23 protein-coding genes are annotated in these 24,457 nt (G+C 69.1%); 12 read left to right on the top strand and 11 right to left on the bottom strand.

Annotation, left to right across the window (positions count from 1 at the left end):
* The first annotated feature begins 1 nt into the window (after window position 1).
* Complete coding sequence (locus FG154_RS00830; RefSeq protein ID WP_145103380.1) at window positions 2–892, top strand: cytochrome c; 891 nt, start codon at window positions 2–4, stop codon at window positions 890–892.
* Window positions 893–926: 34 nt separating this feature from the next.
* Here the strand turns inward: FG154_RS00830 and lipA are convergent, their stop codons facing one another.
* The gene (lipA, locus tag FG154_RS00835; protein WP_145103383.1) at window positions 927–1,889 is read right to left on the bottom strand and encodes a lipoyl synthase; all 963 of its coding nucleotides are present in this window, start codon (window positions 1,887–1,889) and stop codon (window positions 927–929) included.
* Window positions 1,890–2,051: 162 nt separating this feature from the next.
* On the opposite strand from lipA, the gene FG154_RS00840 reads away from it, so the two are divergent.
* Both FG154_RS00840 and FG154_RS00845 read left to right on the top strand, forming a co-directional pair.
* On the top strand, window positions 2,052–2,783 hold the full coding sequence (locus FG154_RS00840; protein ID WP_145103386.1) for an MIP family channel protein: 732 nt from the start codon (window positions 2,052–2,054) through the stop codon (window positions 2,781–2,783).
* Between the two features lie 595 nt (window positions 2,784–3,378).
* On the top strand, window positions 3,379–4,047 hold the full coding sequence (locus FG154_RS00845; RefSeq protein ID WP_145103389.1) for an invasion associated locus B family protein: 669 nt from the start codon (window positions 3,379–3,381) through the stop codon (window positions 4,045–4,047).
* A gap of 88 nt (window positions 4,048–4,135) precedes the next feature.
* On the opposite strand, the gene FG154_RS00850 is transcribed toward FG154_RS00845, so the two are convergent.
* The 4 genes from FG154_RS00850 to FG154_RS00865 are packed head-to-tail and all read right to left on the bottom strand — an operon-like array spanning window position 4,136 to window position 8,412.
* Window positions 4,136–5,344 carry a beta-ketoacyl-[acyl-carrier-protein] synthase family protein gene (locus FG154_RS00850; protein ID WP_145103392.1) on the bottom strand — a complete coding sequence of 403 codons (1,209 nt, stop codon included), beginning with the start codon at window positions 5,342–5,344 and terminating at the stop codon, window positions 4,136–4,138.
* A 17-nt stretch (window positions 5,345–5,361) separates the two neighbouring features.
* Complete coding sequence (locus FG154_RS00855) at window positions 5,362–5,628, bottom strand: acyl carrier protein (RefSeq protein WP_145103395.1); 267 nt, start codon at window positions 5,626–5,628, stop codon at window positions 5,362–5,364.
* A 33-nt stretch (window positions 5,629–5,661) separates the two neighbouring features.
* The gene (locus tag FG154_RS00860; RefSeq protein WP_145103399.1) at window positions 5,662–6,753 is read right to left on the bottom strand and encodes a UDP-3-O-(3-hydroxymyristoyl)glucosamine N-acyltransferase; all 1,092 of its coding nucleotides are present in this window, start codon (window positions 6,751–6,753) and stop codon (window positions 5,662–5,664) included.
* A 48-nt stretch (window positions 6,754–6,801) separates the two neighbouring features.
* The gene (locus FG154_RS00865) at window positions 6,802–8,412 is read right to left on the bottom strand and encodes a L,D-transpeptidase family protein (protein ID WP_145103402.1); all 1,611 of its coding nucleotides are present in this window, start codon (window positions 8,410–8,412) and stop codon (window positions 6,802–6,804) included.
* Between the two features lie 317 nt (window positions 8,413–8,729).
* Here FG154_RS00865 and mepK point away from each other — a divergent pair, with 317 nt between their 5' ends.
* The gene (gene mepK / locus FG154_RS00870; protein ID WP_145103405.1) at window positions 8,730–9,296 is read left to right on the top strand and encodes a peptidoglycan L,D-endopeptidase MepK; all 567 of its coding nucleotides are present in this window, start codon (window positions 8,730–8,732) and stop codon (window positions 9,294–9,296) included.
* Between the two features lie 131 nt (window positions 9,297–9,427).
* Here mepK and FG154_RS00875 read toward each other — a convergent pair whose 3' ends face one another.
* Both FG154_RS00875 and FG154_RS00880 read right to left on the bottom strand, forming a co-directional pair.
* Window positions 9,428–10,159 (bottom strand): RlmE family RNA methyltransferase, encoded by a 732-nt coding sequence (locus FG154_RS00875; RefSeq protein ID WP_145103408.1) that lies wholly within the window; start codon window positions 10,157–10,159, stop codon window positions 9,428–9,430.
* On the bottom strand, window positions 10,156–11,292 hold the full coding sequence (locus tag FG154_RS00880) for a Ppx/GppA phosphatase family protein (protein WP_145103411.1): 1,137 nt from the start codon (window positions 11,290–11,292) through the stop codon (window positions 10,156–10,158). Before FG154_RS00880 ends, FG154_RS00875 begins: the two co-directional genes overlap by 4 nt.
* Before the next feature lie 271 nt (window positions 11,293–11,563).
* Between FG154_RS00880 and FG154_RS00885 the strand changes: the two genes are divergently transcribed.
* The 4 genes from FG154_RS00885 (at window position 11,564) to FG154_RS00900 (ending at window position 15,917) form a co-directional block, all read left to right on the top strand.
* A complete protein-coding gene (locus tag FG154_RS00885) occupies window positions 11,564–11,857 on the top strand; it encodes a virulence factor (RefSeq protein ID WP_145103414.1) in 294 nt (97 codons plus the stop codon).
* Between the two features lie 28 nt (window positions 11,858–11,885).
* The gene (locus FG154_RS00890) at window positions 11,886–12,815 is read left to right on the top strand and encodes a methylenetetrahydrofolate reductase (protein ID WP_145103417.1); all 930 of its coding nucleotides are present in this window, start codon (window positions 11,886–11,888) and stop codon (window positions 12,813–12,815) included.
* Window positions 12,812–13,786 (top strand): methyltetrahydrofolate cobalamin methyltransferase, encoded by a 975-nt coding sequence (locus tag FG154_RS00895; RefSeq protein ID WP_145103420.1) that lies wholly within the window; start codon window positions 12,812–12,814, stop codon window positions 13,784–13,786. Before FG154_RS00890 ends, FG154_RS00895 begins: the two co-directional genes overlap by 4 nt.
* A gap of 109 nt (window positions 13,787–13,895) precedes the next feature.
* Window positions 13,896–15,917: an ASKHA domain-containing protein gene (locus FG154_RS00900; RefSeq protein WP_145103422.1), complete on the top strand. Its 2,022-nt coding sequence runs from the start codon at window positions 13,896–13,898 to the stop codon at window positions 15,915–15,917.
* Between the two features lie 54 nt (window positions 15,918–15,971).
* On the opposite strand, the gene tspO is transcribed toward FG154_RS00900, so the two are convergent.
* The 3 genes from tspO to FG154_RS00915 are packed head-to-tail and all read right to left on the bottom strand — an operon-like array spanning window position 15,972 to window position 19,098.
* Window positions 15,972–16,451, bottom strand: a complete 480-nt coding sequence (gene tspO, locus FG154_RS00905) for a tryptophan-rich sensory protein TspO (RefSeq protein WP_145103425.1) — start codon at window positions 16,449–16,451, stop codon at window positions 15,972–15,974.
* A gap of 29 nt (window positions 16,452–16,480) precedes the next feature.
* Complete coding sequence (gene crtB, locus FG154_RS00910) at window positions 16,481–17,545, bottom strand: 15-cis-phytoene synthase (RefSeq protein WP_145103428.1); 1,065 nt, start codon at window positions 17,543–17,545, stop codon at window positions 16,481–16,483.
* On the bottom strand, window positions 17,542–19,098 hold the full coding sequence (locus tag FG154_RS00915) for a phytoene desaturase (protein WP_145103431.1): 1,557 nt from the start codon (window positions 19,096–19,098) through the stop codon (window positions 17,542–17,544). The genes crtB and FG154_RS00915 overlap by 4 nt, the downstream gene beginning before the upstream one ends.
* A 157-nt stretch (window positions 19,099–19,255) precedes the next feature.
* Between FG154_RS00915 and crtA the strand changes: the two genes are divergently transcribed.
* Genes crtA through bchO form a run of 4 tightly spaced genes read left to right on the top strand, consistent with a single transcriptional unit; the run spans window position 19,256 to window position 23,844 of the window.
* Window positions 19,256–20,260, top strand: coding sequence for a spheroidene monooxygenase (gene crtA / locus FG154_RS00920; protein WP_145103434.1), 1,005 nt, complete (start codon window positions 19,256–19,258; stop codon window positions 20,258–20,260).
* 4 nt (window positions 20,261–20,264) lie between these two features.
* Complete coding sequence (gene bchI, locus FG154_RS00925) at window positions 20,265–21,269, top strand: magnesium chelatase ATPase subunit I (protein WP_145103437.1); 1,005 nt, start codon at window positions 20,265–20,267, stop codon at window positions 21,267–21,269.
* Window positions 21,266–22,969 (top strand): magnesium chelatase subunit D, encoded by a 1,704-nt coding sequence (locus FG154_RS00930; protein WP_145103641.1) that lies wholly within the window; start codon window positions 21,266–21,268, stop codon window positions 22,967–22,969. Before bchI ends, FG154_RS00930 begins: the two co-directional genes overlap by 4 nt.
* 2 nt (window positions 22,970–22,971) lie before the next feature.
* Entirely contained in the window at window positions 22,972–23,844 is an 873-nt protein-coding gene (bchO, locus tag FG154_RS00935) for an alpha/beta fold hydrolase BchO (RefSeq protein WP_145103441.1), read from the top strand.
* Between the two features lie 78 nt (window positions 23,845–23,922).
* On the opposite strand, the gene idi is transcribed toward bchO, so the two are convergent.
* Window positions 23,923–24,456 (bottom strand): isopentenyl-diphosphate Delta-isomerase, encoded by a 534-nt coding sequence (gene idi, locus FG154_RS00940; RefSeq protein WP_145103445.1) that lies wholly within the window; start codon window positions 24,454–24,456, stop codon window positions 23,923–23,925.
* Between the last annotated feature and the right edge of the window lies 1 nt (window position 24,457).

The raw sequence follows: 24,457 nt of genomic DNA on the forward strand, positions 1-24,457 counted from the left end.
CATGCGGCGCATCCTGACGGTCGGCCTCGCGCTCGTCCTGATCGCGGGGGCGGCCGGCCTGTGGTTCACCCGGCCGGTCAAGAGCGACCCCCGGACGCTTGCGGGCCTGATCGGCGATGCCGACCGGGGCGAGCGGGTCTTCTGGGCCGGGGGATGCGCCTCGTGCCATGCCGCGCGCGACGCCCGCGGCGAGGCGCGCCTCGTGCTGTCGGGCGGCCTGCGGCTGACCACGGACTTCGGCACCTTCGTCGCGCCCAACATCTCTCCCGATCCCACCCACGGGATCGGCGCCTGGTCGGTCGAGGATCTGGACTCGGCCCTGCGCCACGGCACCTCGCCCGAGGGGCAGCACTACTACCCCTCCTTCCCCTACACCTCCTACGCCCATGCGGCTCCCCAGGACGTGGCCGACCTCAAGGCCTTTCTCGACACCCTGCCCCCATCGGATCGCCCGAACGAGCCGCACGAGCTGGGCTTTCCCTACAACCAGCGCATGCTCCTCGGCGGCTGGAAGCTGCTGGCGGGCGGCCCGTCATGGATCGTCGAGGGCGATCTCTCGCCGGCGGAAGAGCGCGGGCGGTATCTGGTCGAGGGTCTCGGCCACTGCGGCGAGTGTCATACGGCGCGCAACGCGCTCGGCCTGCGCGACACCGGCCGCTGGCTGGCGGGCGGGCCGAACCCCGAGGGGCGCGGGACGATCCCGAACATCACCCCCGCCAAGCTCGACTGGTCCGAGGGCGACATCGCGGAGTATCTGAGTTCGGGCTTCACCCCGGAGTATGATTCCGCGGGTGGGCAGATGGCGGATGTGGTGCGCAACACGGGCCAGCTGCCCGACGAGGACCGCCGCGCCATCGCGGCCTATCTGAAGAAGGTGCCGGGGATCGAGTGAGAAGGAGGCGGCCGACGCCGCCTCCCGATCGCGGTCAGGCGCCCAGACGCTCCAGCCTTGCGGCGCGCAAGCGGGCGAAATCCTCGCCGGCATGGTAGGACGACCGGGTGAGCGGCGTGGCCGACACCATCAGGAAGCCCTTGCCGTAGGCGGCCTTTTCGTAGCTCGCGAATTCCTCGGGCGTCACGAAGCGGTCAACCCGGTGGTGCTTGGGCGTGGGCTGCAGATACTGGCCGATGGTCAGGAAATCGACGCCGGCGGCGCGCATGTCGTCCATCACCTGCATCACGCCCTGCCGATCCTCGCCAAGGCCCACCATGATCCCCGACTTGGTGAAGATCTGCGGATCCAGCTCCTTGGCCCGCTGAAGCAGCCGCAGCGAGTGGAAGTAGCGCGCGCCCGGCCGCACCTCGGGATAGAGGCCCGGCACCGTCTCGAGATTGTGGTTGAACACGTCGGGACGCGCCGCCACCACGGTCTCGAGCGCCTCGGGCCCGCATTTCAGGAAATCCGGCACCAGCACCTCGATCGTGGTGCCCTGCGCCCGGTGACGGATCGCGCGGATCGTCTGGGCGAAATGCTCGGCCCCGCCGTCCTCCAGATCGTCGCGATCCACGCTCGTGACCACGACATGCTTGAGGCCGAGCTGGCTGACGGCATGGGCGACGCGGCCCGGCTCGAACGCGTCGAGCGCCTGCGGCTTGCCGGTGGCCACGTTGCAGAAGGTGCAGCCGCGCGTGCAGATCTCGCCCATGATCATCATGGTCGCGTGACCCTGCCCCCAGCATTCGCCGACATTGGGGCAGCCCGCCTCTTCGCAGACGGTCGCGAGCTTCTGGCCGCGGATGATGTCCCGCGTTTCCTTGTAGCCCTCGGACGTCGGAGCCTTGACGCGGATCCAGGAGGGCTTCCTGGGCTGGTCATTGTCCGGGCGGTGCGCCTTTTCCGGGTGGCGCTGGTCGGGAATCTTCAGGTCGCGCACAAGTTTTCCGATCATGAAAGCGACGTTCCATGTTCATATAGGCCGTCGCGAGCGGCGGAGCCAGCCCATACGGCCCCCAGGAACGCCCGCGCCGTCATTCCGGGTCGTAGACCCGACACTGCCTTTTCAATCCAAGACCCGACACTGCCCATTCATTCACAGATACAGGGATGATCCATGACCAAGAAACTCCTCGCTGAGATGCTCGGCACATTCATTCTTGTCTTCTTCGGCTGCGGAGCGGCCGTGCTGATGGGAGATCAGATCGGAATGCTCGGCATTTCGTTCGCCTTCGGTCTCGCCATCGTGGCGGCCGCCTATTCGCTCGGCGCGATCTCGGGCGCCCATCTCAACCCCGCCGTCTCGCTCGGCTTCCTGATGGCCGGCCGGATGCCGATGGCCGAGTTCGGCGGCTATGTCGTGGCGCAGGTGGCGGGCGCCACCCTCGGCGCGCTCGTCGTCTTCCTCGTGGCCTCCGGCAAGGCGGATTATTCGCTGGCCACGAACGGGCTCGGCCAGAACGGCTACGGGGCGGGCTACCTGGGGGAATATTCGCTGGGGGCTGCCCTGATCTTCGAGCTGGTGGCCACCTTCATCTTCGTCTGCGTGATCCTGGCGGCCACGGCCTCGCATGTCTCGGCGGCCTCCACGGCGCTTGCGGGCCTGGCTATCGGCCTGACCCTGGCCGGGATCCATCTGGTCGGGATCAACGTCACCGGCGTCTCGGTCAACCCCGCCCGCTCGATCGGGCCGGCAGTCTTCGTGGGCGGCAAGGCACTCGCCGACCTCTGGGTCTTCATCGCGGCCCCGCTTGCCGGAGGTGCTGCGGCGGGCCTGGCCCATGCCTCGGGCTTCTTCCGGCCCGGCGGCCTGCAACCCGCACCCGCCACCGGAGCGCCCGTCCTCTAGACCCTTGGCACGGCCCCCTACCGCCGTGCCGCCTGCCGGTCCCGGCCCTGACCACGGTGCGCCGGGATCTTCGCCGCAGCCCGGGCGATGAGCGTCGGCGGACGGGTGCGGGAACCGCGCCGCGCCCGCCCCCGGATCCGCCGGAGGCGCCCGCCGAGACAATACATCCTTAAACCATCCGTGCGAGTCTGGGTGGTGCCGGGGGTGATCCTCGCCGCCGGTGTGCCTTCCTCCCGGAACTGGACTGGCCGCGCCTTCATCCGAAGGCGCGGTTTTTCCTGACTTTTCGGCAGCCGGGGCGCGGGCGATTCGCTGTTGACGGGCCTTGATTTAGCCCTTAGCGTCCCCTTCAGTTGAAGTCGGCCAGTCCGACAGGGAGCAAAATTGACGTAGGGAAGGGCCGGACTGCCGGCCCTTTTCGCTTTCGCTCCTTGCGCCGCAGCCCGATCGGCCATCCGGCGCGTCGGGCGTCACGGACCCATCCCCGGCCATGTGCGACCGGCCGCCGCCTGCGGCGGATCGCGCATTTGGCACCTGACTTCGGCGGGTCGGCATGCTACAGCCCGCCCGACATCATGTGAGGACAGGATCGCGCATGTCGAGCAATCAACTGAAAACCCTTTGCGTCATGGCCCTCGGCCTCGCCCTCGCCCCGGCGGCCTGGGCGCAGGAGACGCCCGCGGCTCCGGCCGCCGAAGCCCCGGCCGCGCAAGCTCCGGCCGAGGGGGCCGCCGCTCCGCAGGCTCTGTCGATGGGAGAGGAAGAGCCGTCCGACGGGATCGGCTCCACCTATGTCGCCGAAACGCACGGCGACTGGCAGCAGCGCTGCGTCCGCACCGAGGACGGGGCCGATCCCTGCCAGATGTATCAGCTTCTGAAGGATGCCGAGGGCAACTCGGTCGCCGAGGTCAGCATGTTCGCCCTGCCGGCGGGCCAGCAGGCCGCGGCTGGCGCGACCATCGTGGCGCCGCTCGAGACGCTGCTCACGGCGAACCTGGCCCTGGGCGTCGATGCGGCCAAGCCCAAGGTCTATCCCTTCTCCTGGTGCAACCGCGTGGGCTGCTTTGCGCGCGTGGGCTTCACCCAGGCCGAGGTGGAGGCCTTCAAGAAGGGCAACAAGGGCGTGGTGACCATCGTCCCAGCCGTCGCCCCCGACCAGAAGGTCGCGCTGAGCATCTCGCTCAAGGGCTTCACCGCCGCCTATGAGGCGGTGAAGAGCGCGAACGAAAAGGCCGACGCGACGCAGACGCCCGCGGGCAACTGATCCGGTCAAGACTGACGGCCGGCGCCGCTTCCGCAAGGGAGCGGCGCCTTGCATCGGGCGACGCCTCTGCCGAGCCCCCGGCCCGAGGTCAGACGCGGCGCAGCGCGAGGACCGCGTTCAGCCCGCCAAAGGCAAAGGCGTTCGAGAGCACCACTTCCACCCGCGCCTCGCGCGCCACGTTCGGCACGACATCCAGCGCACATTCCGGGTCGGGCTCCTCATAGCCGATCGTCGGCGCGATCACCCCCTCGCGCAGCGCAAGGATGCAGGCCAGCAGTTCCACCGCGCCCGTTCCGCCGATCAGATGGCCGTGCATCGACTTGGTGGAGGAGATCATCAGCCGGTCGGCGTGATGGCCGAACACATCCGCCACCGCCGCGCATTCGGTCTTGTCGTTGGCCGCGGTGCCGGTGCCGTGGGCGTTGATGTAGCCCACCGCCTCGGGATTGAGCTTCGCATCGCGCAGCGCCCCCTCGATGGCGCGCGCCGCCCCCAGCTTCGAGGGCATCACGATGTCGGACGCGTCCGAGGTCATGGCGAAGCCGATCACCTCGGCCAGGATATCCGCGCCGCGCGCACGCGCATGCTCGTATTCCTCGAAGACGAAGATCGCCGCGCCCTCGCCCTGCACCATCCCGTTGCGGTTCAGCGAGAAGGGCCGGCAGGCGTCCTTCGACATGACGCGCAGCCCCTCCCACGCCTTGATCCCGCCGAAGCAGAGCATGGCCTCGGATCCGCCGGTCAGCATCACCCGGCTCATGCCCGAGCGCACCATGTTGAAGGCCTGCCCCATCGCGTGGTTCGAACTGGCGCAGGCGGTTGCCACGGTGAAGGACGGCCCGCGGAGCTGAAACTCCATAGAGACATGCGAGGCGGCCGCGTTGTTCATCAGCTTGGGCACGACGAACGGATGGACGCGGTTCTTCCCCTCTTCATAGACCACGCGGTAATTCTCGTCCCAGGTGTTCACCCCGCCGCCCGCGGTCCCCAGGATCACCCCGGCCTCGAGCCCCAGGCTGCCGGCAAAGGTCAGCCCCGACTGCGCCACCGCCTCGCGGGCCGCCAGCAGCGTGAACTGGGTGAACTTGTCGTAGAGGACGATCTGCTGGCGGTTGAAATGCGTCTCGGGGTCCCAGTTGTGGACCTGCCCGCCGATCTGGATCGAGAGCCGCTCCTTGTCGCGGATGTCGAGATCGGTGATCCCGCACCGGCCCTCGCGGAAGGCTGCGATCGTGCCTGCAACATCGTGCGCCAGCGCGTTGATCGTGCCGGCGCCCGTAATGACCACTCGTTTCATGCGGCGTCCGTCGTCCGTCAGGCGGCCTGCTGGGCCACCAGCCCTTCGACCGCCGCCACGATGGCCGCCACCGACGAGATGTCGAAGCTGCTGGCCTGCGGGTCGTTGGCGTTGAAGGGCACCGAGATGTCGAAGGCTTCCTCGATGGCGAAGATCGATTCCACGAGGCCCAGGCTGTCGATGCCAAGCTCTTCGAGCGTCGCATCCATCTTCACATCCGACGGTTCGAGAACCGCCTGCTCCGCGATGATCGCAATGACCTTTTCCTGAACGCTCTGTGCCATGGTCTTCCCCCTGCACCGTCTGCTGACGGCGATCTAGCCACTCTGCCCCGTCTTTGAAACAGCTTTCTGAAGCTCTGCCACCGTCGCCGCCAGCCGCGGCAGACGACGCATCGCCTTCTGGATCTCGATCTGCGTCTCCATCTTCACGGCCGGATCCCCGAGGATCACCCGCCCCGCCGGCGCGTTGGTGCGGATCTTGGTCGAGCCGCCGGCGATCACGTCGTCACCCACGAAGATGTTGTCCGAGACGCCGACCTGTCCACCCAGCACGACGCGGTTGCCGATCCGGGACGAGCCCGCGATCCCCACCTGCCCGCAGAGCAGGCAGTCCTGCCCCACCTGAACATTGTGGCCCACCTGCACGAGATTGTCGATCTTGGTGCCGTTGCCCACCACCGTGTCGCGGATCGTGCCCCGGTCGATGGTCGAATTCGCCCCCACCTCGACATCGTCCCCGATCCGCACCGAGCCGAGCGAGTGGATGCGGACCCAGGATTGCTGCCGGATCTCCTCGCGCTCGCCCAGCGTCTCGCGGATCTCCTCGACGCCGGATTTCTCGGGCGTGACGAAGGAAAAGCCGTCCGCGCCGATCACCGCGCCCGGCTGGCAGATGAACCGGTCGCCGATCCGCACGCGCGCGCCGATCCGCGCGCCCTGCAGGATCAGCGCATCCGCCCCGATCTCGGCCCCTTCGGCAATCGAGACGTGGCTTGCGATCCGCGCCCCGGGCCCGATGCGCACGCCCGCACCGATGGTGACGAAGGGGCCCACCGCCGCGCCCTCGCCCAGCTCGGCCGAGGGATCGACCAGCGCCATCGGATGCACGCCGGGCGCGATCTGCGGCCCCGGATCGAAGATCCGCGAAAGGCCCGCCATTGCCAGCCGCCCGCGCGGCACGAAGATGGCCGCCTCCAGTCCCAGCTCGCGCCAGTCCGCCCCCGGCCAGAGCATCGCCGCCCGCGCCCCGCCCCGCGCCAGACCCTCGGCGTAGCGCGGTTCCATCGCCAGCGCGAGCGCATCGCCACCGGCCGCCGCGGGCTCGGCCGCGTGCGTCACGACAAGCTCGAGGTTGCCATCGGCCTCGGCGCCGAGCGCCGCGGCGATCTCGCGGATTGTGTGGCCCATGTCGCGGCTCCGAAGGCTTCGGCGGCCCCCTGCCGCCCCGGTCCAGATCTAGCCCTGAACCGCGCCCGGCACCACCCCGGCGGCGCGCAGCGCCTCGAAGATCACGCCATCGCGACCGTAGATGTCCTGCCGATAGCTCATCCGTCCGGTCGGCCCTGCCCAGGCGGTGAAATAGACCAGATGCACCGGCACCGGCTCTTCCAGCCGCACCACCGTCTCCTTGCCGGTCTTCAGATGGGACTGGAACAGCCCCTCGGGATCGTCGGATTGCGGGGCCAGCAGCGCATAGGCGAAATCGAAGGGTCGGGCGAGGCGGATGCAGCCGTGCGAAAAGGCCCGCACCTCGCGGTCGAACAGCGACTTCGAGGGCGTGTCGTGCAGGTAGATGTTCCACGGGTTCGGGAACATGAACTTGACCAGCCCCAGCGCGTTCCCGTCCGAGGGCGGCTGCCGCATCGAATAGGGAAAGTTGCGCGCGTTGTAGGCGTTGAAGTTGACCGAGCCGCGGTTGACCACCTGCCCGCGACTGTCGATCAGCTTCAGATGGGCGGCGGCGTTCGGATTGCGCTGCAGCAGCGGCAGATATTCCTTGGTGGTGATCGAACGCGGCACATGCCACGAGGGGTTGATCACCATATATTCCATCTCGTCCGAAAACTCGGGGCTGCGCTGGTCGGGGCTGTCCTTGCCGATGACCGAGCGGGTCTCGAACGTCACCTTGCCGCCCTCGACGATGCGGGCGCTGAAGTCGGTGAGGTTCACCCAGATGTGCCGCTCGCCCCGGTCGATGTTCAGCCAGCGTTCACGCTCCAGCGCCACGAGGACCGATTGCAGCCGCGTTTCGGGCGACACGTTCAGCGCGGCCAGCGTGCCCTCACCCGCGACCCCGTCGGGCGTGAGCCCGTGGTCGATCTGGAAGGCCCGCACCGCCGCCTCGATCGAGGCGTCATAGCTCGCCACCGTGCTGCGGCCGAGGTAGCCCATGGCCATCAGCCGGTTGCGCAGCGCCAGAACGCCCTCACCCGTGGCGCCCGGGCGCAGCTTTTCGGCCGGCACCTGCGGCCCCCATCCGCCCGCCGCGATCCTGGCCTCCAGCTCCATGCGGGCCCGCATCAGACGCGCATACTCGGGCGTGCGCGGCGCAAGGCCGTTCAGGAACTGCCGGGGGTCCGCCTCGAAGGCCGTCAGCACCGAACGCGGATCGAGGCGCTGCACCTCGCGCTTGATGCCCGGATCGACCTTGCCGGGCGCGAGCGCGCCGCCGCGCAGGTCGTGGGCCCAGGCCAGAAGCGCCCGCGTCATCGCCACCTCGATGCGGCCCCGGTCTGCCTCGGTCCGGGCGGCGCGGAAGCGGGCGGCCAGCTCCGCCGCATCGTATCGCTGCACTGGCAGGCCGTGGGCCGAGGCCTGCGCCATGGCCGACAGGAACGCCTGACGGCGCTCCGCATCCTCGGGCCCGGTCCAGAGCGGGCGATAGGACCGCCCGACGTAGAAGGCCGAGATCACGTCGCTCCGCCCCGCGGCCTCGGCCACCGACCGGGTGAAGGGGCTCAGCCCCGGCGCCGCCCCGGATGGATTCGCCAGCACGCCCGTCCCGAGGAACGCGGCGAGGCAGAGGGCAAGCCCGAATCCGGCCTTTTGACGATAGGGAGACGACATGGACACCTCGAGCGGGGAAGGTCGGCGCATTTCCTACCAACTTCGGCTATTTGCGGGCCTTCGTAAATCCACGGCCGCGCACCCCTGCGACATTGTCGCTTTTTCGTCACGCCGCCGAACTTTCCCCAACCCGCCGATGGGCGCGCTTCCGTTCAGCAATTTTTTGCCTATTGGCGGTCAACTGCGCCGGTGCGGCCAATCCGGCACTTCTGTTGCAGGGAACCATATGGCATAGGAGGTAAGCACTTGGGGACGAGTAGCAAACAAAGCTGCCGGAACAGGCGGTCAAAAGACCAGGCGACGGGACAGGCGCTCACATGACACTGACGAACACGCTCATCACGCGGCGAGGCCTTCTTGGTGCGTTTGCCGCCTCTGCTGTGGTTGCAGCCCCCACCTATTCGCATGCCTTCGGCTTCCTGCGCGGTGCGGGCGACGTGCGGCGGATCCGCATGTATTCGGGACGCACCGGCGAGTCGATGGATACGATCTACTGGATCGAGGGGGAGTACATCCCCGAGGCTCTCAAGGAAATCAACCACTTCATGCGCGACTGGCGGACGAATGACGTCACGCGCATCGATCCGCGGGCGGTGGATATCATGGCCGCCTCGCACCGGCTGATGGATGTGTCCGAGCCTTACATGCTGCTCTCGGGCTACCGTTCGCCCAAGACCAACGCGATGCTCCGCTCGCAGTCGAGCGGCGTGGCCCGCAACTCGCTGCACCTGCGCGGACAGGCGGCCGATCTGCGGCTCAAGTCGCGCTCGGTGGGCCAGATGGCCAAGGCGGCGGAGGCCTGCGCCTCGGGCGGTGTCGGCCGCTACTCGCGGTCGGATTTCGTTCACATGGATTGTGGCCCGGTGCGTCACTGGGGCCGCTGAGACAACCGGACCACCCTTGAAGCCGGGCGCCCTCTTGCGGCGCCCTTCTTCGTTCTGAAACTGCCCGAACAGGGGCCGGCGTTGCAGGCGTCAAGATTCCGACAGCGCCGCCCGGTCCCGTGCCCTGCGCCTCAACCCTCCTCCGCGCCGTCGCGCGACCGGCCACGGAAGCCCATCGCCACGACAAACTTTTCCGAACTGTCCGCGCGGCTGGCCGGAGGCTTCACGTTCGCCACCTTGGTAAAATTTTTCTTCAGCAAGGCCTGCAACTCGTTCTCGGCCCCGCCGGCCAGCACCTTGGCCACAAAGGTGCCGCCCTCTTCCAGCACATCGAAGGCAAAGGCCGCCGCCGCCTCGCAGAGCGCGATGATGCGCAGGTGGTCCGTGCCCTTGTGGCCCGAGGCGGCCGCAGCCATGTCGCTCATCACCACATCGGCCCGGCCGCCGAGCCAGCCCTTCACCTTCTCGTCCGCATCGTCGGACAGGAAATCGAGCTGGTGGATCTCGGCCCCGGCGATCGGCTCCACCTCCTGAAGATCGACGCCCAGAACCGTGCCCTGCGCCTTGCTCTTCTTCTGGCCCAGCGCGTTCACCCGCTCGACGGCAACCTGGCACCAGCCGCCCGGCGCGCAGCCAAGGTCCACCACGCGGCAGCCGGGCTTGAGGAAGCCGAACTTGTCGTCCAGCTCGAGGATCTTGTAGGCCGCCCGCCCCCGGAACCCCTCCTTCCTGGCGCGCACGACATAGGGATCGTTCAGCTGTCGTTCGAGCCAGAGCGTCGAGGACAGCTTGCGCCCCTTCGCCGTCTTCACCCGCACGCGCAGCTCGCGCTGTCCCCGGCCCGATGTGTTCTTGGTTGTCATTTGTAGGGTCCGTCTTCCAGAACGCCGTCGGCGCTCATCTGTGCATACAAAAGGCCCTCGCGCAGGCCGCGGTCGGCCACGGACAGCCGGTCCGTGGGCCAGATCCGCATCAGGGCCTGCAGGATCGCCGCGCCCGACATGATCAGCGAATGCCGCTCGCGCCCGATGCGGGGATCCGTGCGCCGCCCCTCGGGGCCGAGGGTGAGATAGTCCCGGATCACCGTGTCGATCTGGTCCGAGGTCATGTGCAGCCCGTCCACCTTGGTCCGGTCGTAGCGGCGCAGTCCGAGGAACGAGGCCGCCACGGTCGTGATCGTGCCGGAGGTGCCGATGATCTGGAACCCCTCGCGCGGATTCTCGGCATTGTAGGGCGAGAAGCTCGCGAGATTCTCCTCGAAATACCAGCTCATCAGGGCAAAGCGCGCGGCATCGTCCTCGACATCCCCGAACTGGTCCTTGAGTGTCGCCACCCCCAGCGGCACCGAGATCCAGTCCACCACCCGCGCCTCGGGGCCGATGCCCTTGGGCGTGAAGCTGGAATGAAGCCGCATGATCGCCCGCGGCCGCTCCTCGCGCGGGACGGCCGAAAGGTCGATCCAGACAAGCTCGGTCGAGCCGCCGCCGATATCGACCACCAGCAACTGCTCGGTGCGCCGCGACACCAGCGGCGCGCAGGAGATGACGGCCAAGCGCGCCTCCTCCTCGGGGGCGATGATCTCGAGCGCGAGGCCCGTCTCGCGCCGGATCTGGCGGATGAAGTCGCGCGCGTTCCGCGCCCGACGGCAGGCCTCGGTCGCCACCAGCCGCATCCGGCGCACCTGGTGCTTCTCGATCTTCTTCTGGCAGATCCTCAGCGCCTGGATCGTGCGGCCCATCGAGGCACGCGAAAGCCGGCCGGAGGCTTCCAGCCCAACGCCGAGCTGCACGGTCTTGGAAAAGGAATCCACGACCTGAAACTGACTGCCCTTCGGCTGGGCAATCAGCATGCGGCAACTGTTCGTGCCGAGGTCCAGCGCCGCATAGAGCTGCCCCCGGTCGCTTGGCGGGGTGACGGAAGGTTCCACCGCTGCGCCGACGGCCAGATCGCCGCGCGCCGGGATCGCGTCCGCACCCCTGGGACGCTCGGGCGTCATCGTCGCCCTCCATTCATGGTTACGTCAAGAGTATGCGCGCCGGGGCCTCGCCGCAAGGTCGGATCGTCGCAGGGGCACCCCGCGGGGCCACATCCGCAGACTGTCCGGGAAACGGCATTCCGCCGCGACCAGCGCCCGCGAATGCGACGTTGGGGAAACGGCCTGCGCCTGCGCAGGGGGCCGCGTCGCTCCGCGCTCGCACCATGTCGAAATCCGACGCCGGGTGCGGCGTTCCGCCCCGTATGACGGGGCTGAGGAAGAGGAATCGTCGATGCCCGAAGTGACCATCGTCTATTGGCGAGACATTCCGGCCCAGGTGATCGTGGGCCGGGGCCGCAAGGGTACCAAGATGCCCCTTCCCGAGCGTTTCGAGCAGGCGATCGACCGCTGCGCCATGAAGATCGGCGCACGGGACAGCGACGCCTACATGGCCGAATGGCGCAAGGCCTCGCACGTAGCCGAGGGGGAACCCGAGGCCCTCGCCCGCGCAACGGCCGAACGTCTCGAAGCCGATTACGACTCCGCGCGCCTCCGGGCGCTGATCGACAACGATGGCCGGGCCTGACCTGCCCCGCCGCCTGAAGGAGGCCGCCATGGCGCTATTCAAACTCCGCCGCGAGGCGACCGCCCCTTCCGCCCCCGCGCCGGTCGAGGCGCTGCTCAAGGGCTATTCGATCGAGGTGATGCCGCGCACCGCCGAGAAGATCTCGGACTTCCGCGACCTGCTGCCCCGCGGCACCCGCGTCTACATCGCCCATATCGACGGCACGCCGATCGAGGACATGGTGGCGACGGCGAAGCGCCTGACCGCCGAGGGCTTCCCGGTGATGCCGCATTTCCCCGCGCGCATCATCAAGGACCGCGCGACGCTCGCGGACTGGATCGCCCGCTACCGCGGCGAGGCCGGCGTGGCGCAGGGGCTGATCCTGGCGGGTGGCCTGCGCGCGCCGCAGGGCGACTTCCACTCCTCGATGCAACTCCTCGAAACCGGCCTCTTCGACGGGTTCGAGCGTCTGAATGTCGCCGGCCACCCCGAGGGCTCGAAGGACATCGACCCCGACGGCTCGGACCGGATGGTGATGGAGGCGCTGCGCTGGAAGCAGGCGTTTTCAGAGCGCACCGACGCGAAGATGGCCATCGCCACCCAGTTCTGCTTCGAGCCCGACCCGGTGATTGCCTGGGCCGAGCGCCTCGCGGCCGAAGGCATCGCCCTGCCCATCCATATCGGCATCGCCGGCCCCGCCAAGCTTCAGACCATGATCAAGTTTGCGGTCGCCTGCGGCGTCGGCCCCTCGATGAAGGTGCTGCAGAAGCGCGCGATGGATGTGACCAAGCTCCTGCTGCCCTACGAGCCCACCGATTTCGTGAACGGCATCGCCGCGCACAAGGCGAAGAACCACCTGTTCGGCATCGAGTCCGTGCATTTCTTCCCGCTTGGGGGGATAAAGACCAACGCCGAGTGGGTGACCGCGAACGGCGGCCGCTCCGGCATCCCGGCCAACATGGAAAAGGTTGAAGCATGACCCGTACCGTTCTTGAATCCAAAACGAAAACCGTCGTCATCGGCTTCGACGAACCCTTCTGCGTGATCGGCGAGCGGATCAACCCCACGGGCCGCAAGAAGCTGGCGGCCGAGCTTGAGGCCGGCGATTTCTCGACCGTCGAGAAGGACGCGCTGGAGCAGGTGGCCTGCGGGGCGATGGTGCTGGACGTGAACTCGGGTGCGGTCTTCACCAACAAGATGGCCGAGGATCCGCGCTATGCCGACAACAACTTCGTCGAGCCGCCGCTGATGAAGGAGCTGGTGGCCCGCATCCAGGCGATCACCGACGTGCCGCTCTGCATCGACAGCTCGGTCCCCGGCGCGCTCGAGGCGGGGCTTTCCACCTGCGAGGGCCGCCCGCTCTTGAACTCGGTCACCGGCGAGGAGGAGCGGCTGGAACTGGTCCTGCCGCTGGTGAAAAAATACAATGTGCCGGTGGTGGCGATCTCGAACGACGATACCGGCATCTCGCCCGATCCCGACGTGCGCTTCGCGGTGGCGAAGAAGATCGTCGAGCGCGCGGCCGATTTCGGGATCCCGGCCCATGACATCGTGGTCGATCCGCTGGTGATGCCGGTGGGTGCGATGGCGACGGCGGGCCAGCAGGTCTTCGCGCTGGTGCGGCGCCTGCGGGATGAGCTCGGCGTGAACACGACCTGCGGCGCCTCGAACGTCTCGTTCGGCCTGCCGAACCGGCATGGCGTGAACGCGGCCTTCCTGCCGATGGCGATCGGCGCCGGCATGACCTCGGCGATCATGAACCCGGTGCGCTCGGTCGAGATGGAGGCGATCCGCGCCGCCAACCTCTTGATGAACCACGACGCGAACGGCGGCGAATGGATCCGCTTCTCGCGCATCCTCGACGCGGTGAAGGAAGGGGCGAGCTTCCCCGAGGCCTGCGCCGCGCAGGCCGCCGCCGGCGGTCGCGGCCGCCGGCGCGCCCGCGCCTGAGGCCTACGCCACCGAAAACGGGGGCCGCGTGCGCGCGGCTCCCTTCGCATGTTCCCGTGCCGGTGCCATATCCCATCCATCCTTCCGCCCTGACGCCGGAGCCCGTTCCATGTCCGATCCGCTGGTCATCTTCACGCCGTCCGGCAAGCGCGGCCGCTTCCCGGTCGGCACGCCCGTCCTCACCGCGGCGCGCCAACTGGGCGTGGACCTCGATTCGGTCTGCGGCGGCCGCGGCATCTGCTCGAAATGCCAGGTGCAGCCGGGCACGGGCGAGTTCGCCAAGCATGGCGTGACGGTGGCGGCGGATGCGCTCTCGCCCTGGAATGCGGTCGAGGAACGCTATCGCTCCAAGCGCGGCATGATCGACGGCCGCCGCCTCGGCTGTCAGGCGCAGATCCTGGGCGACGTGGTGATCGACGTGCCGCCCGAAAGCCAGGTGCACAAGCAGGTCATCCGCAAGTCCGCAACCGAGCGCGTGATCGCGATGGACCCGGCCACCCGCGCCCTCTACGTCGAGGTGGCCGAGCCCGACATGCACGAGCCTTCGGGCGATTTCGAGCGCCTGCAATCCGCGCTTCGTGAACAGTGGGGGGTCGAGGGCGTCGAGGCCGACCTTGCGATCCTGCGCCGGCTGCAGCCCGCGCTGCGCAAGGGCGGCTGGAAGGTGACGGTGGCGCTGCACAAGGGCAACCACGACGCGCGCCCCCGCATCCTCGACCTCTGGCCCGGCTTCCACGAGGGCGGGCTTTACGGACTGGCCATCGACCTCGGCTCGACCACGATCGCCGCGCATCTGTGCGATCTGGGCGACGGGCGGGTGCTGGCCTCGGCCGGGGTGATGAACCCGCAGATCCGCTTCGGCGAGGATCTGATGAGCCGCGTCAGCTATGCGATGATGAACCCCGGCGGCGACATCGAGATGACGGCCGCCGTGCGTCAGGCCATCGACCGCCTCGCGGTCGAGATCGCGGCCGAGGCGGGGGTGGAGCCCGCCTCGATCTACGAACTGGTCTTCGTCTGCAACCCGGTGATGCACCACCTGCTGCTGGGGATCGACCCGGTGGAGCTGGGACAGGCGCCCTTTGCGCTGGCGACCGGCGGCAGCCTGTCGCTGGATGCGCGCGATCTGGAGTTGTCATCTGTCAACCGCGCGGCGCGAGTTTATGTGCTGCCCTGCATCGCGGGCCATGTCGGCGCCGACTGCGCCGCCGTCGCCCTGTCGGAAGAGCCGCAGAAATCGCGCGACATGGTCCTGATCGTCGATGTCGGCACCAACGCCGAGATCCTGCTGGGCAGCGAGGCGCGCGTGTTGGCCTGCTCCTCGCCCACCGGCCCCGCCTTCGAGGGGGCGCAGATTTCCTCGGGCCAGCGCGCGGCGCCGGGCGCCATCGAGCGGGTCGAGATCGACCCGGCCACCAAGGAGCCGCGCTTCCGGGTGATCGGCTGCGACCTCTGGTCGGACGAGCCGGGCTTTGCCGAGGCGGCCGGGCCGATCACCGGCATCTGCGGCTCGGGCATCATCGAGGCGGTGGCCGAGATGCGGATGGCGGGGCTTCTGGACGCGCGCGGCCTGATCGGCTCGGCCGAGCAGACCGGCAGCCCGCGCTGCGAACCCGACGGGCGCACCCATTCCTGGCTGCTGCACGACGCCAGCGCCGCGGGTGGCCCCCGCATCCTGGTCACACAGGGCGACATCCGGGCGATCCAGCTGGCGAAGTCGGCGCTTTACGCGGGCGCGCGGCTTCTGATGGATGAGCTGGGCATCGAGCGGGTGGACCGCGTGGTGCTGGCCGGGGCCTTCGGCGCCCATATCAGCCCCAAACATGCGATGGTGCTGGGCATGATCCCGGACGTGCCGCTGGACAAGGTCGTCTCGGCCGGCAATGCGGCGGGCACCGGCGCACGGATCGCGCTCGCCTCGGTCGCGGCGCGGGCTGCCATCGAAGACCTCGTCCACGGCATCCACAAGGTCGAAACCGCGATCGAGCCGCGGTTTCAGGAGCATTTCGTCAACGCGAATGCGATCCCCCATGCGGTCGATCCCTTCCCCTGCCTGCGCGGGCTGGTGACGCTGCCCGAGGTCATCTTCAACACCGGCGGGGGCGCCGACCGCCGGCGCCGCAGGGGATAGACACGGAAAAGGCGGCGCCCGAAGGCGCCGCCCATAAGGGATGGCTGGCGGGCCTCAGGCCCGGGCTTCGGGGCGGCTCCAGTTCAGGCGCACCGCCTCGAGGTTCAGGCCGGTCGCGGCCGTGGCCCAGATCAGGTAGGGCACGAACAGCACGCCCGCCCAGGTGTCGAGCTGGAAGAAGCTCCACATGGTTGCGGCCACGAAGAACCACATCACCACCACGACGCCAAGCGCCGACGACATGCGCTTCAGCCCGAAGAAGACCGGCGTCCAGAGCGTGTTGAAGGCAAGCTGGGCGGCGTAGAAGGCCAGCGCCTGGCCCGAGCCGTCAATCTGCGCCACCCGCATCGCCGCAAGGCTCATGAGGAAATAGAGCGAGGTCCAGGCCAGCGGGAACACCCATCGCGGCGGGTTCCACCAGGGCTTGTTCAGATTGTCGTACCATTCGTCGGGCTTCATCAGCGCCCCCGTCGTCGCGGGCGCCCCGCAGGCGGCGAGGAAGGTGAGGAAAAGAGCCCAGTCCATGTTCATCATCGTTACTCCGGATCTACCTGCACGAGAACCTAGATCGGGTTGACCCGGTTCCCCATCCTCTGCCGGGCAATCTGCCTGTCCTGCGCCTCGAGCTGGGCGAGGACCGCGATCAGCGCCTCGGACCGGCCGCGCTGCGGCTTCGCCCGGGCGGCGGCGTTGACGAGGAAGGCAACCTCCGGCTCCGGCGCCGCATGAAGCGTCGCGCAGCCGGGCCCGATCGGGGTAAGAGCGGCGCGCGTGGCCGAGACGGCCAGCCACACCAGTTTCTGCCGCTTGTTGGTAAAGGCGCGGCGGGTCACGCTGTCATAGCCGTTGCGCGCGACCTCGCGCCCGATCGCCGCATAGATGTGGCGGGCGGCGTAGATGCCGGGGCGGCAGGCCAGCGGCAGGCCGCAGACACCCGACTCCGACCGGTAGTAGAGCCGGTCCGCCGCCCGCAGCAGGCGGCGCGTCACGGCGCGGATGCGGTCGCAGGCGACGGGGTTGGCGAGGAACTCCTCGACCGGAAGGCCCGCCTCCTCCATCCAGTCGCGCGGCAGGTAGATCCGCCCCGAGCGCGCGTCGGTGCCGACGTCGCGCGCGATGTTCGTCAGCTGCATCGCCAGCCCGAGATCGCAGGCCCGCGCCAGCACATCGGGATCGCGCACGCGCATGAGGACGCACATCATGGCCCCCACCGCCGCCGCGACCCGCGCCGAATAGTCCAGCACGCCCGAGAAGGTGTCGTAGGACTTGCCCACCGCATCCCAGGCCAGCCCCTCGAGCAGCGCCTCGGGCAGGGTGCGCGGCATCTCGAACTCTTCGACCACGGCGGCGAAGGCACGGTCGGCCGGCGCGTTGCGCGGCCGACCGGCATAGACCAGGTCCAGCCGGTCGCGCAGGCTGAGGACGGCGCGGCGCTTGGCCTCGGCATCCTCCTGCTGGCCCTCGTTCACCGCCTCGTCCACCGCATCGTCCGCGACGCGGCAGAAGGCATAGAGGGCCAGCGACGGCGCCCGCACCTTCTCGGGCAAGAGGCGCGAGGCCGCGTGGAAGGAGTAGGAGCCGGTGCGGATCAGTTCGCGGCAGGCTTCGAGGTCGGCGGGGGCGATCATTCTGCGGCAAGCCTTTCAGCGGGTTCGGCCTCACGACGCAGGCGCGGCGCGTCGGGGGCGAGCTTGGCCATCACTTCGGCCGAACCGATCACACCGGGCACGCCCGCGCCTGGATGGGTGCCGGCGCCGACGAGGAAGAGGTTCCTGACCTCCTCCGAGATGTTGTGCGGCCGGAACCAGGCCGACTGCAGGATGCGCGGCTCGATCGAGAAGCCGGCGCCCCAGGGGCTGAGGTAGCGGTCGCGGAAGGTTTCGGGCGTAAAGACCAGCGACGGCCCGATCCGTTCCCCGATGCCGGGCATCGACTGTTCCAGCACCTCGAGCACGCTTTGCCGGTAGGGCTCTTCCATCGCCTGCCAGTCCACCGGGTTGGCGTGCTTCAGGTGCGGCACCGGCGAGAGGGCGTAGAAGGTGTCGTCGCCCTCGGGCGCCACGGTCGGGTCGGTGATCGAGGGCCGGTGGATGTAAAGGCTCATGTCCTTGGCCAGCTTGCCCTTGATGAAGATGTCCTCGACCAGCCCCTTGTAGCGCGGCGCGTTGATGATCGTGTGGTGGCCGACGTCGGACCACATGCCCTTCGTGCCCTTGGTGCCGAAATACCAGACGAAGAGACCCATGGACCAGCGGCGGCTTTTCACATGGGCGTCGGTCCACCGCTTGCGCTTGTGGTTGCGCAGGAGCCGCATGTAGGTGTGCCCGGCGTCGGCGTTCGAGACCACGAGGCCCGCGCGCAGCACCTCGCCCGAGGCGAGCCGCACGCCCTTCGCCTCGCCGTTCTCGACGACGATCTCATCGACCTCGGTGTTCATGCGGAAGGCGCCGCCCTGCCCCTCGATCACATTGGCCATCGCCTGCGCGATCGCGGCCACCCCGCCGATGGCGTAATGCACGCCATATTCCTTCTCGAGCTGGCTGACGAGGATGTACATCGAGGTGACGTTGAAGGGGTCGCCGCCGATGAACAGCGGGTGGAACGACAGCGCCATGCGCAGCCGCTCGTCCTGCACGCGCTTGGCGGCGTGCTGGTAGACAGACTTGTCGGCCCTGAGCCAGGCGAAGGTCGGCAACACCTTGATCAGTTCCCACAGCTCATGCATCGGGCGGCGGCCAAGGTTCTCGTAGCCGAACCAGTAGCGTTTCTCGCTGTCCTTGAGGAATTTCTCGTAGCCCGCGACATCGCCGGGCGACAGGCGCGCGATCTCGGCCTTCATCGCCTCGGTCGATTGCCGGACGGTGAAGTTCGACCCGTCGGGCCAGCGCACCTCGTAGAAGGGATCTATCGGCTTGAGAGCGACATCGGCATCGAAGTCGCGCCCGCAGGTGGCCCACAGGTCGCGCAGCGACTGGGGGACGGTGACGATGGTCGGACCGAGGTCGAAGCGGTGCCCCTCCTGCGTGATCGAGGAGCCGCGCCCGCCGGGCACGTCCAGCTTGTCGACCACGGTGACGCGCCAGCCCTTGGCCCCGAGCCGCATGGCCGCGGACAATCCCCCGAGCCCCGAGCCGATCACAATGGCATGGTCGGCATCGGATACATGCGTGGTCGAGGGCATGGGTCTGTCTCCTGCAGGGCCTGTCAACATGCCGCCTACAATAGACTGTCTAGTCAGGTTTACAATGCGGCTTGAGGGCGGTGCGACTTCGCGACTAATGTCGGGCCGCTAAGGAACGGTGTTTGATCGCGCCCACCCCATCTGCAGGAGGAATGACATGCAGACCGTCACTCTCAGTATCTTCCGGTTCAACGAGTTCGAAAAGCGGCTCTGGGTGCTCGGTCAGATGACCGCGAACAAACTGGGCATGCACTACCTGCCGAAGGCCAGTTTCTGGAAGATGTTCGGCTCGGGGACGGGTCAGGGCTTCACGCCGAAGCCGAACTGGCACGTCTGGAGCATCCTGGCCGTCTGGCCCGACGAGGAGACCGCGCGGGCGCAAGTGGCCGAATCGCCGCTCTACCAGCGGTGGGGCAAGATGGCGGACGAGAGCTACACGGTGCTCCTGTCGCCCACCAGCGCCTGGGGCAAGTGGGACGGCCAGGAGCCCTTCGCGCCGGTCAGGCCCTCGTCGGACGTGCGGCCTATCGCCGCTCTCACCCGTGCGACCGTCAAGTTCTGGAAGGCCGAGCGGTTCTGGGCGCGCGAGCCCGCCATCTCGCACATGATCGGCAAGAACAAGGACGTGGTCTTCAAGATCGGCGTGGGCGAGGTGCCGTTCCTCCAGCAGGTGACCTTCTCGGTCTGGCCCGACTCGACGTCGATGGAAGAGTTCGCCCGCGGCGCCGGCGGTCCGCATGGCGAGGCCATCAAGGCGGTGCGCGCCGAGAACTGGTTCAAGGAAGAGCTCTATGCCCGCTTCCAGATTCTCGGATCGATTGGTAAGTGGGAAGGCAAGGACCCGGTGGGCGAGGCGCTGAACGCGCGTCCGGCCGTGGCTCCGAAGCCGGCCGTCGAGGCCCCGAAACCCGCTCCGGCACCGGTTGTGGAAAAGCCCGCTCCGGCCGTCGAAGCGCCGAAACCTGCCCCGGCGCCGGTTGCGGAAAAGACCGCCCTCGCCGTCGAGATGCCGAAACCCGCCCCTGCCGCCGCGGCGCCCAAGCCCGCGCCGGTTGTCGAGGCCCCGAAACCCGCGCCCGCCCCGGTGGCTTCCAGACCGCAGGGCGGCAAGCCGAACTTCAAGGGCAAGCCCGGCAAGGGCGGCCGCAAAGAGAACGCCTGACGCAATGAAAAATCCCTTCCCCTTCTCGGCCATCGTCGGTCAGGAGCAGATGAAGCAGGCCATGGTGCTCACTGCGATCGACCCGGGCATCGGCGGCGTGCTGGTGTTCGGCGATCGCGGCACCGGCAAGTCCACCGCCGTCCGTGCTCTCGCGGCGCTTCTGCCGCTGATCAAGGCGGTCGAAGGCTGCCCCGTGAACTCTGCCCGGCCCGAAGATTGCCCGGGATGGGCGCAAGTCTCCTCCACCACGCTGATCGAGCGGCCGACGCCCGTCGTCGACCTGCCGCTCGGGGTGACGGAAGACCGTGTGGTGGGCGCGCTGGACATCGAGCGCGCCCTCACCCGCGGCGAAAAGGCCTTTGAACCCGGCCTGCTCGCCCGCGCCAACCGCGGCTATCTCTATATCGACGAGGTCAACCTGCTCGAGGACCACATCGTGGACCTGCTGCTTGACGTGGCGCAGTCCGGCGAGAACGTGGTCGAGCGCGAGGGACTCTCGATCCGCCACCCCGCCCGCTTCGTGCTGGTGGGCTCGGGCAACCCCGAAGAAGGCGAGCTGCGTCCGCAGCTTCTGGACCGCTTCGGCCTGTCGGTCGAGGTCCGCAGCCCCCGCGACGTGGAGACCCGCGTCGAGGTCATCACCCGCCGCGACGCCTATGACGCCGACCATGAGAATTTCATGGCGAAATGGGGCGCCGAGGACATGCAGCTGCGCGGCCGCATCCTTGGCGCGCGGGCGGCCCTGCCCACGCTCAAGACGCCGAACACCGTGCTGCACGACTGCGCGGCGCTCTGCATTGCGCTGGGATCGGACGGTCTGCGGGGCGAACTGACGCTTCTGCGCGCGGCACGGGCGCAGGCGGCCTTCGAAGGCGCCGAAGCGGTCGGCCGCAGCCATCTGCGCTCGGTCGCGACGATGGCGCTGTCGCACCGGCTGCGGCGCGATCCGCTGGACGAGGCAGGGTCGGTGACCCGCGTCGAGCGCTGCGTGGCGGAGGTTCTGCCCTGACACATCCCGCCGCCCCCGAGCCGCTTTCGCCTTGGGAACGGGCCGAGGCGGCTCTGACGTTGCTCGCGGTCGATCCGGTCGGCCTCAAGGGCCTCTGGCTTCGCGCGCGGGCCTGTCCGCTGCGGGACCGGGTGACGGCGGCGCTGTCCGCGCTGCCGCTGCCCCTCCGCCGCATCCATCCCACCATCGGCGACGATGCCCTGTTCGGCGGGCTCGATCTGGCCGCGACGCTTTCGACCGGCGCGCCGGTGGTTCAAAAGGGCATCCTCGACGAGCCCGCGGCGCTGGTTCTGGCGATGGCGGAACGCGCAACGCCGGGTCTTGCGGCCCGGATCGGCACCGCGCTCGACGAGCCGCGCCATTGCCTGATCGCGCTCGACGAGGGCGCCGAGCGGGACGAGCTTCTGCCCCTGGGCCTCGTGGACCGGCTGGGGCTGTTCATCGACATCGACGGCCTGCAGTGGGGCGACACGCGCGACATCGCGATCGACCCCGACCGTCTGGCCGCGGCCCGCGCCCGTCTGGCAAGCGTGAAGACCCCGGCCCGCGCGGGCGAGACGCTGGCCCGTGTCGCCGCGCAATGCGGCATCGCGAGCCTTCGGGCCCCGACGCTGGCGCTGGCCGCGGCCCGCGCACAGGCCGCCTGGGAAGGCCATGAGGCGATCACAGAGGACGACCTGCGCCGCGCCGCCGATCTGGTGCTGGCCCATCGCGCGCTGCCCGCCTCGGAAGAGGCCCCGCCCGAGCCCGAGCCGGAACCGCCCGAGGATGAACCCGACGACACCCCGCCGCCGCCCGAGCAGGAGCAGCAGCAGGGGGAGGAGCTTTTCCCCGAGGAGATGCTGGTCGAGGCGGTGCGCGCCGCCCTGCCCTCGGACCTGCTCGAGCAGTTGGCCGCCGGCCGCGCGGCCCGCGTGGCGCGCGGCGCCACTGGGACCGGCTCGGCCAAGTCGGGCAACCGCCGCGGTCGCCCCCTGCCCTCGCGCATGGGCCGCCTCGGCACCGGCGCGCGGATCGATCTGGTCGGCACGCTGCGGGCCGCAGCCCCCTGGCAGCCGCTGCGCCGCCGCCAGCAGCAATCGGATGCCATCCTTCTGGTGCGCCCCTCGGATATCCGCATCAAGCGGTTCCGCGAGACCTCGGACCGGGTCCTGATCTTTGCCGTGGACGCCTCGGGCTCGTCGGCAATGGCGCGCCTGTCGGAGGCCAAGGGCGCGGTCGAACTGCTGCTGGGCCAGGCCTATGCGCGGCGCGACCATGTCTCGCTGCTGGCCTTCCGCGGCCGCGACGCCGAGCTGATCCTGCCGCCGACCCGCAGCCTCGTGCAGACCAAGCGCCGGCTGGCGGGGCTGCCCGGCGGGGGCGGCACGCCACTCGCGCACGGGCTGCGGCTGGCGCTGGCGGTGGGGATGCAGGCCCGCGCGCGGGGGATGACCCCCACGGTGGCGCTTCTGACCGACGGGCGCGGGAACATCGCGCTCGACGGCTCGGCCAACCGGGCGCAGGCCGAAGAGGATGCGCTGAAGCTCGCCGCGTCGCTGCGCGCCTCAGGCCTGCCGGCCATCGTGATCGACACGGCCAACCGGCCGCAGCTCGCGCTGGCCAACCTCGCCCGTGCCCTCGACGCGCCTTACATCGCGCTGCCGAGGGCCGACGCCCACCGGCTCTCGTCGGTGATCGGTGCGGCGATGGGAGACTGATCATGGATCTCGACCGGATGCCCCTCGACTGGCCCGGCCGAGAGTCCATGCGGCGCATCGACTGCCCGCCGCACCAGTGGTGCGTGCTGGACAAGGGCGCCGGCCCGACCGTGCTGCTCTTGCACGGCGCGGGCGGGGCAAGCCACTCCTGGCGCAACCTCGTGCCGCTCATGGTGCCGCACTACCGGATCGTCGCGCCGGACCTGCCGGGCCAAGGGTTCACCAGGGCCGGACAGCGGCGCTTCTCGCTCGACGCGATGGCCGAGGACATGGCGCGGCTCTCGGCGGCCGAGGAATGGTGGCCCGCCGTCATCATCGGCCATTCCGCCGGGGCGGCGCTCGCGCTGCGGCTGGCCGAGATCCTGCCCACGCCGCCCCGTGCCGTGGTGGGGATCAACGCGGCGCTTGGCAATTTCGAGGGGACGGCGGGCTGGCTCTTTCCGTTGATCGCCAAGATCCTCGCGCTCAATCCCTTCATCCCGCCGATCGCCGCCCGGCTGTTCGGGGTCGAGGACCGGGTGCGCAAGCTGATCGGCGCGACAGGCTCGGATCTCGATGAGGCGGGCCTGCGCCAGTATGTGACGCTGATCGGCGACCATGTGCATGTGGACGGCACGCTGTCGATGATGGCGCAGTGGCGGCTGGACAAGTTGCAGCGCCACCTGCCGGCGATTGACGTGCCGACACTGCTGATCGCGGCGGCCGGGGATGGCACGGTGCCTGCCCGCATCTCGCGCGAGGCGGCCGGCCGGATGCCCTTCGGCCGCTATGTCGAGATCCCGCGCCTCGGCCATCTCGCGCATGAAGAGGATGCGGCGGCCGTGGCCGCGATTCTTCTGCCCTGGATCGCCGAGCGGCTGCATCCGCCGGGCTGAGGCCGCACTCACGTCACGAAGCGCGCATGGAAAAGGCGGCCAGCCCTGCGGCGGCCGCCCTCTCCTGTCACGAACGGCCTACTGCACCACGCGCAGCTTGCCGAAGATCCGCTCCATATGGTCGGCAAGGTAGATGCGCAGCCAGGGCGTGAACCGCTCGGGATGCTCCTCGACCTCGCGGGCAAGATCGTGCAGGTCCACCCAGCGGGTTTCCCACACTTCCTCGGGGTCCGGCGCCACCGGCAGATCCTGCGGCGCCTCGGCCACGAAGATGTCCACCACCTCATGCTCGATCAGGCCCGAGCCGACGTCGGCGCGATATTCCACCTGATCGGCGAAGACCGTGACGAGGCCGGTGATCCCCAGCTCTTCGCGCAGGCGGCGGACGGCGCAATCGGCCGCCTCCTCGCCCCAGCGGGGATGGGTGCAACAGGTGTTCGCCCACAGGCCCGGCGTGTGATACTTGCCGGCGGCCCGGCGCTGGATCAGCACCGACTCGCCCGCCATGACAAAGACCGAGATCGCCTTGTGGCGCAGGCCACGCTGATGCGCCTCGAGCTTCTCGACCGGCATCAGCCGGCCATCGACCCAGGCGGGAACCATCTCCTGCATG

The organism is Cereibacter sediminicola (genome assembly GCF_007668225.1).
GTDB lineage: Bacteria > Pseudomonadota > Alphaproteobacteria > Rhodobacterales > Rhodobacteraceae > Cereibacter_A > Cereibacter_A azotoformans.

What these genes read in the sequence shown, in the direction of transcription:
- FG154_RS00830 (WP_145103380.1), top strand. Translation starts at nt 2, where the DNA reads ATGCGGCGCATCCTGACGGTCGGCCTCGCGCTCGTCCTGATCGCGGGG.
- lipA (WP_145103383.1), bottom strand. Translation starts at nt 1,889, where the DNA reads ATGATCGGAAAACTTGTGCGCGACCTGAAGATTCCCGACCAGCGCCAC.
- FG154_RS00840 (WP_145103386.1), top strand. Translation starts at nt 2,052, where the DNA reads ATGACCAAGAAACTCCTCGCTGAGATGCTCGGCACATTCATTCTTGTC.
- FG154_RS00845 (WP_145103389.1), top strand. Translation starts at nt 3,379, where the DNA reads ATGTCGAGCAATCAACTGAAAACCCTTTGCGTCATGGCCCTCGGCCTC.
- FG154_RS00850 (WP_145103392.1), bottom strand. Translation starts at nt 5,344, where the DNA reads ATGAAACGAGTGGTCATTACGGGCGCCGGCACGATCAACGCGCTGGCG.
- FG154_RS00855 (WP_145103395.1), bottom strand. Translation starts at nt 5,628, where the DNA reads ATGGCACAGAGCGTTCAGGAAAAGGTCATTGCGATCATCGCGGAGCAG.
- FG154_RS00860 (WP_145103399.1), bottom strand. Translation starts at nt 6,753, where the DNA reads ATGGGCCACACAATCCGCGAGATCGCCGCGGCGCTCGGCGCCGAGGCC.
- FG154_RS00865 (WP_145103402.1), bottom strand. Translation starts at nt 8,412, where the DNA reads ATGTCGTCTCCCTATCGTCAAAAGGCCGGATTCGGGCTTGCCCTCTGC.
- mepK (WP_145103405.1), top strand. Translation starts at nt 8,730, where the DNA reads ATGACACTGACGAACACGCTCATCACGCGGCGAGGCCTTCTTGGTGCG.
- FG154_RS00875 (WP_145103408.1), bottom strand. Translation starts at nt 10,159, where the DNA reads ATGACAACCAAGAACACATCGGGCCGGGGACAGCGCGAGCTGCGCGTG.
- FG154_RS00880 (WP_145103411.1), bottom strand. Translation starts at nt 11,292, where the DNA reads ATGACGCCCGAGCGTCCCAGGGGTGCGGACGCGATCCCGGCGCGCGGC.
- FG154_RS00885 (WP_145103414.1), top strand. Translation starts at nt 11,564, where the DNA reads ATGCCCGAAGTGACCATCGTCTATTGGCGAGACATTCCGGCCCAGGTG.
- FG154_RS00890 (WP_145103417.1), top strand. Translation starts at nt 11,886, where the DNA reads ATGGCGCTATTCAAACTCCGCCGCGAGGCGACCGCCCCTTCCGCCCCC.
- FG154_RS00895 (WP_145103420.1), top strand. Translation starts at nt 12,812, where the DNA reads ATGACCCGTACCGTTCTTGAATCCAAAACGAAAACCGTCGTCATCGGC.
- FG154_RS00900 (WP_145103422.1), top strand. Translation starts at nt 13,896, where the DNA reads ATGTCCGATCCGCTGGTCATCTTCACGCCGTCCGGCAAGCGCGGCCGC.
- tspO (WP_145103425.1), bottom strand. Translation starts at nt 16,451, where the DNA reads ATGATGAACATGGACTGGGCTCTTTTCCTCACCTTCCTCGCCGCCTGC.
- crtB (WP_145103428.1), bottom strand. Translation starts at nt 17,545, where the DNA reads ATGATCGCCCCCGCCGACCTCGAAGCCTGCCGCGAACTGATCCGCACC.
- FG154_RS00915 (WP_145103431.1), bottom strand. Translation starts at nt 19,098, where the DNA reads ATGCCCTCGACCACGCATGTATCCGATGCCGACCATGCCATTGTGATC.
- crtA (WP_145103434.1), top strand. Translation starts at nt 19,256, where the DNA reads ATGCAGACCGTCACTCTCAGTATCTTCCGGTTCAACGAGTTCGAAAAG.
- bchI (WP_145103437.1), top strand. Translation starts at nt 20,265, where the DNA reads ATGAAAAATCCCTTCCCCTTCTCGGCCATCGTCGGTCAGGAGCAGATG.
- bchO (WP_145103441.1), top strand. Translation starts at nt 22,972, where the DNA reads ATGGATCTCGACCGGATGCCCCTCGACTGGCCCGGCCGAGAGTCCATG.
- idi (WP_145103445.1), bottom strand. Translation starts at nt 24,456, where the DNA reads ATGCAGGAGATGGTTCCCGCCTGGGTCGATGGCCGGCTGATGCCGGTC.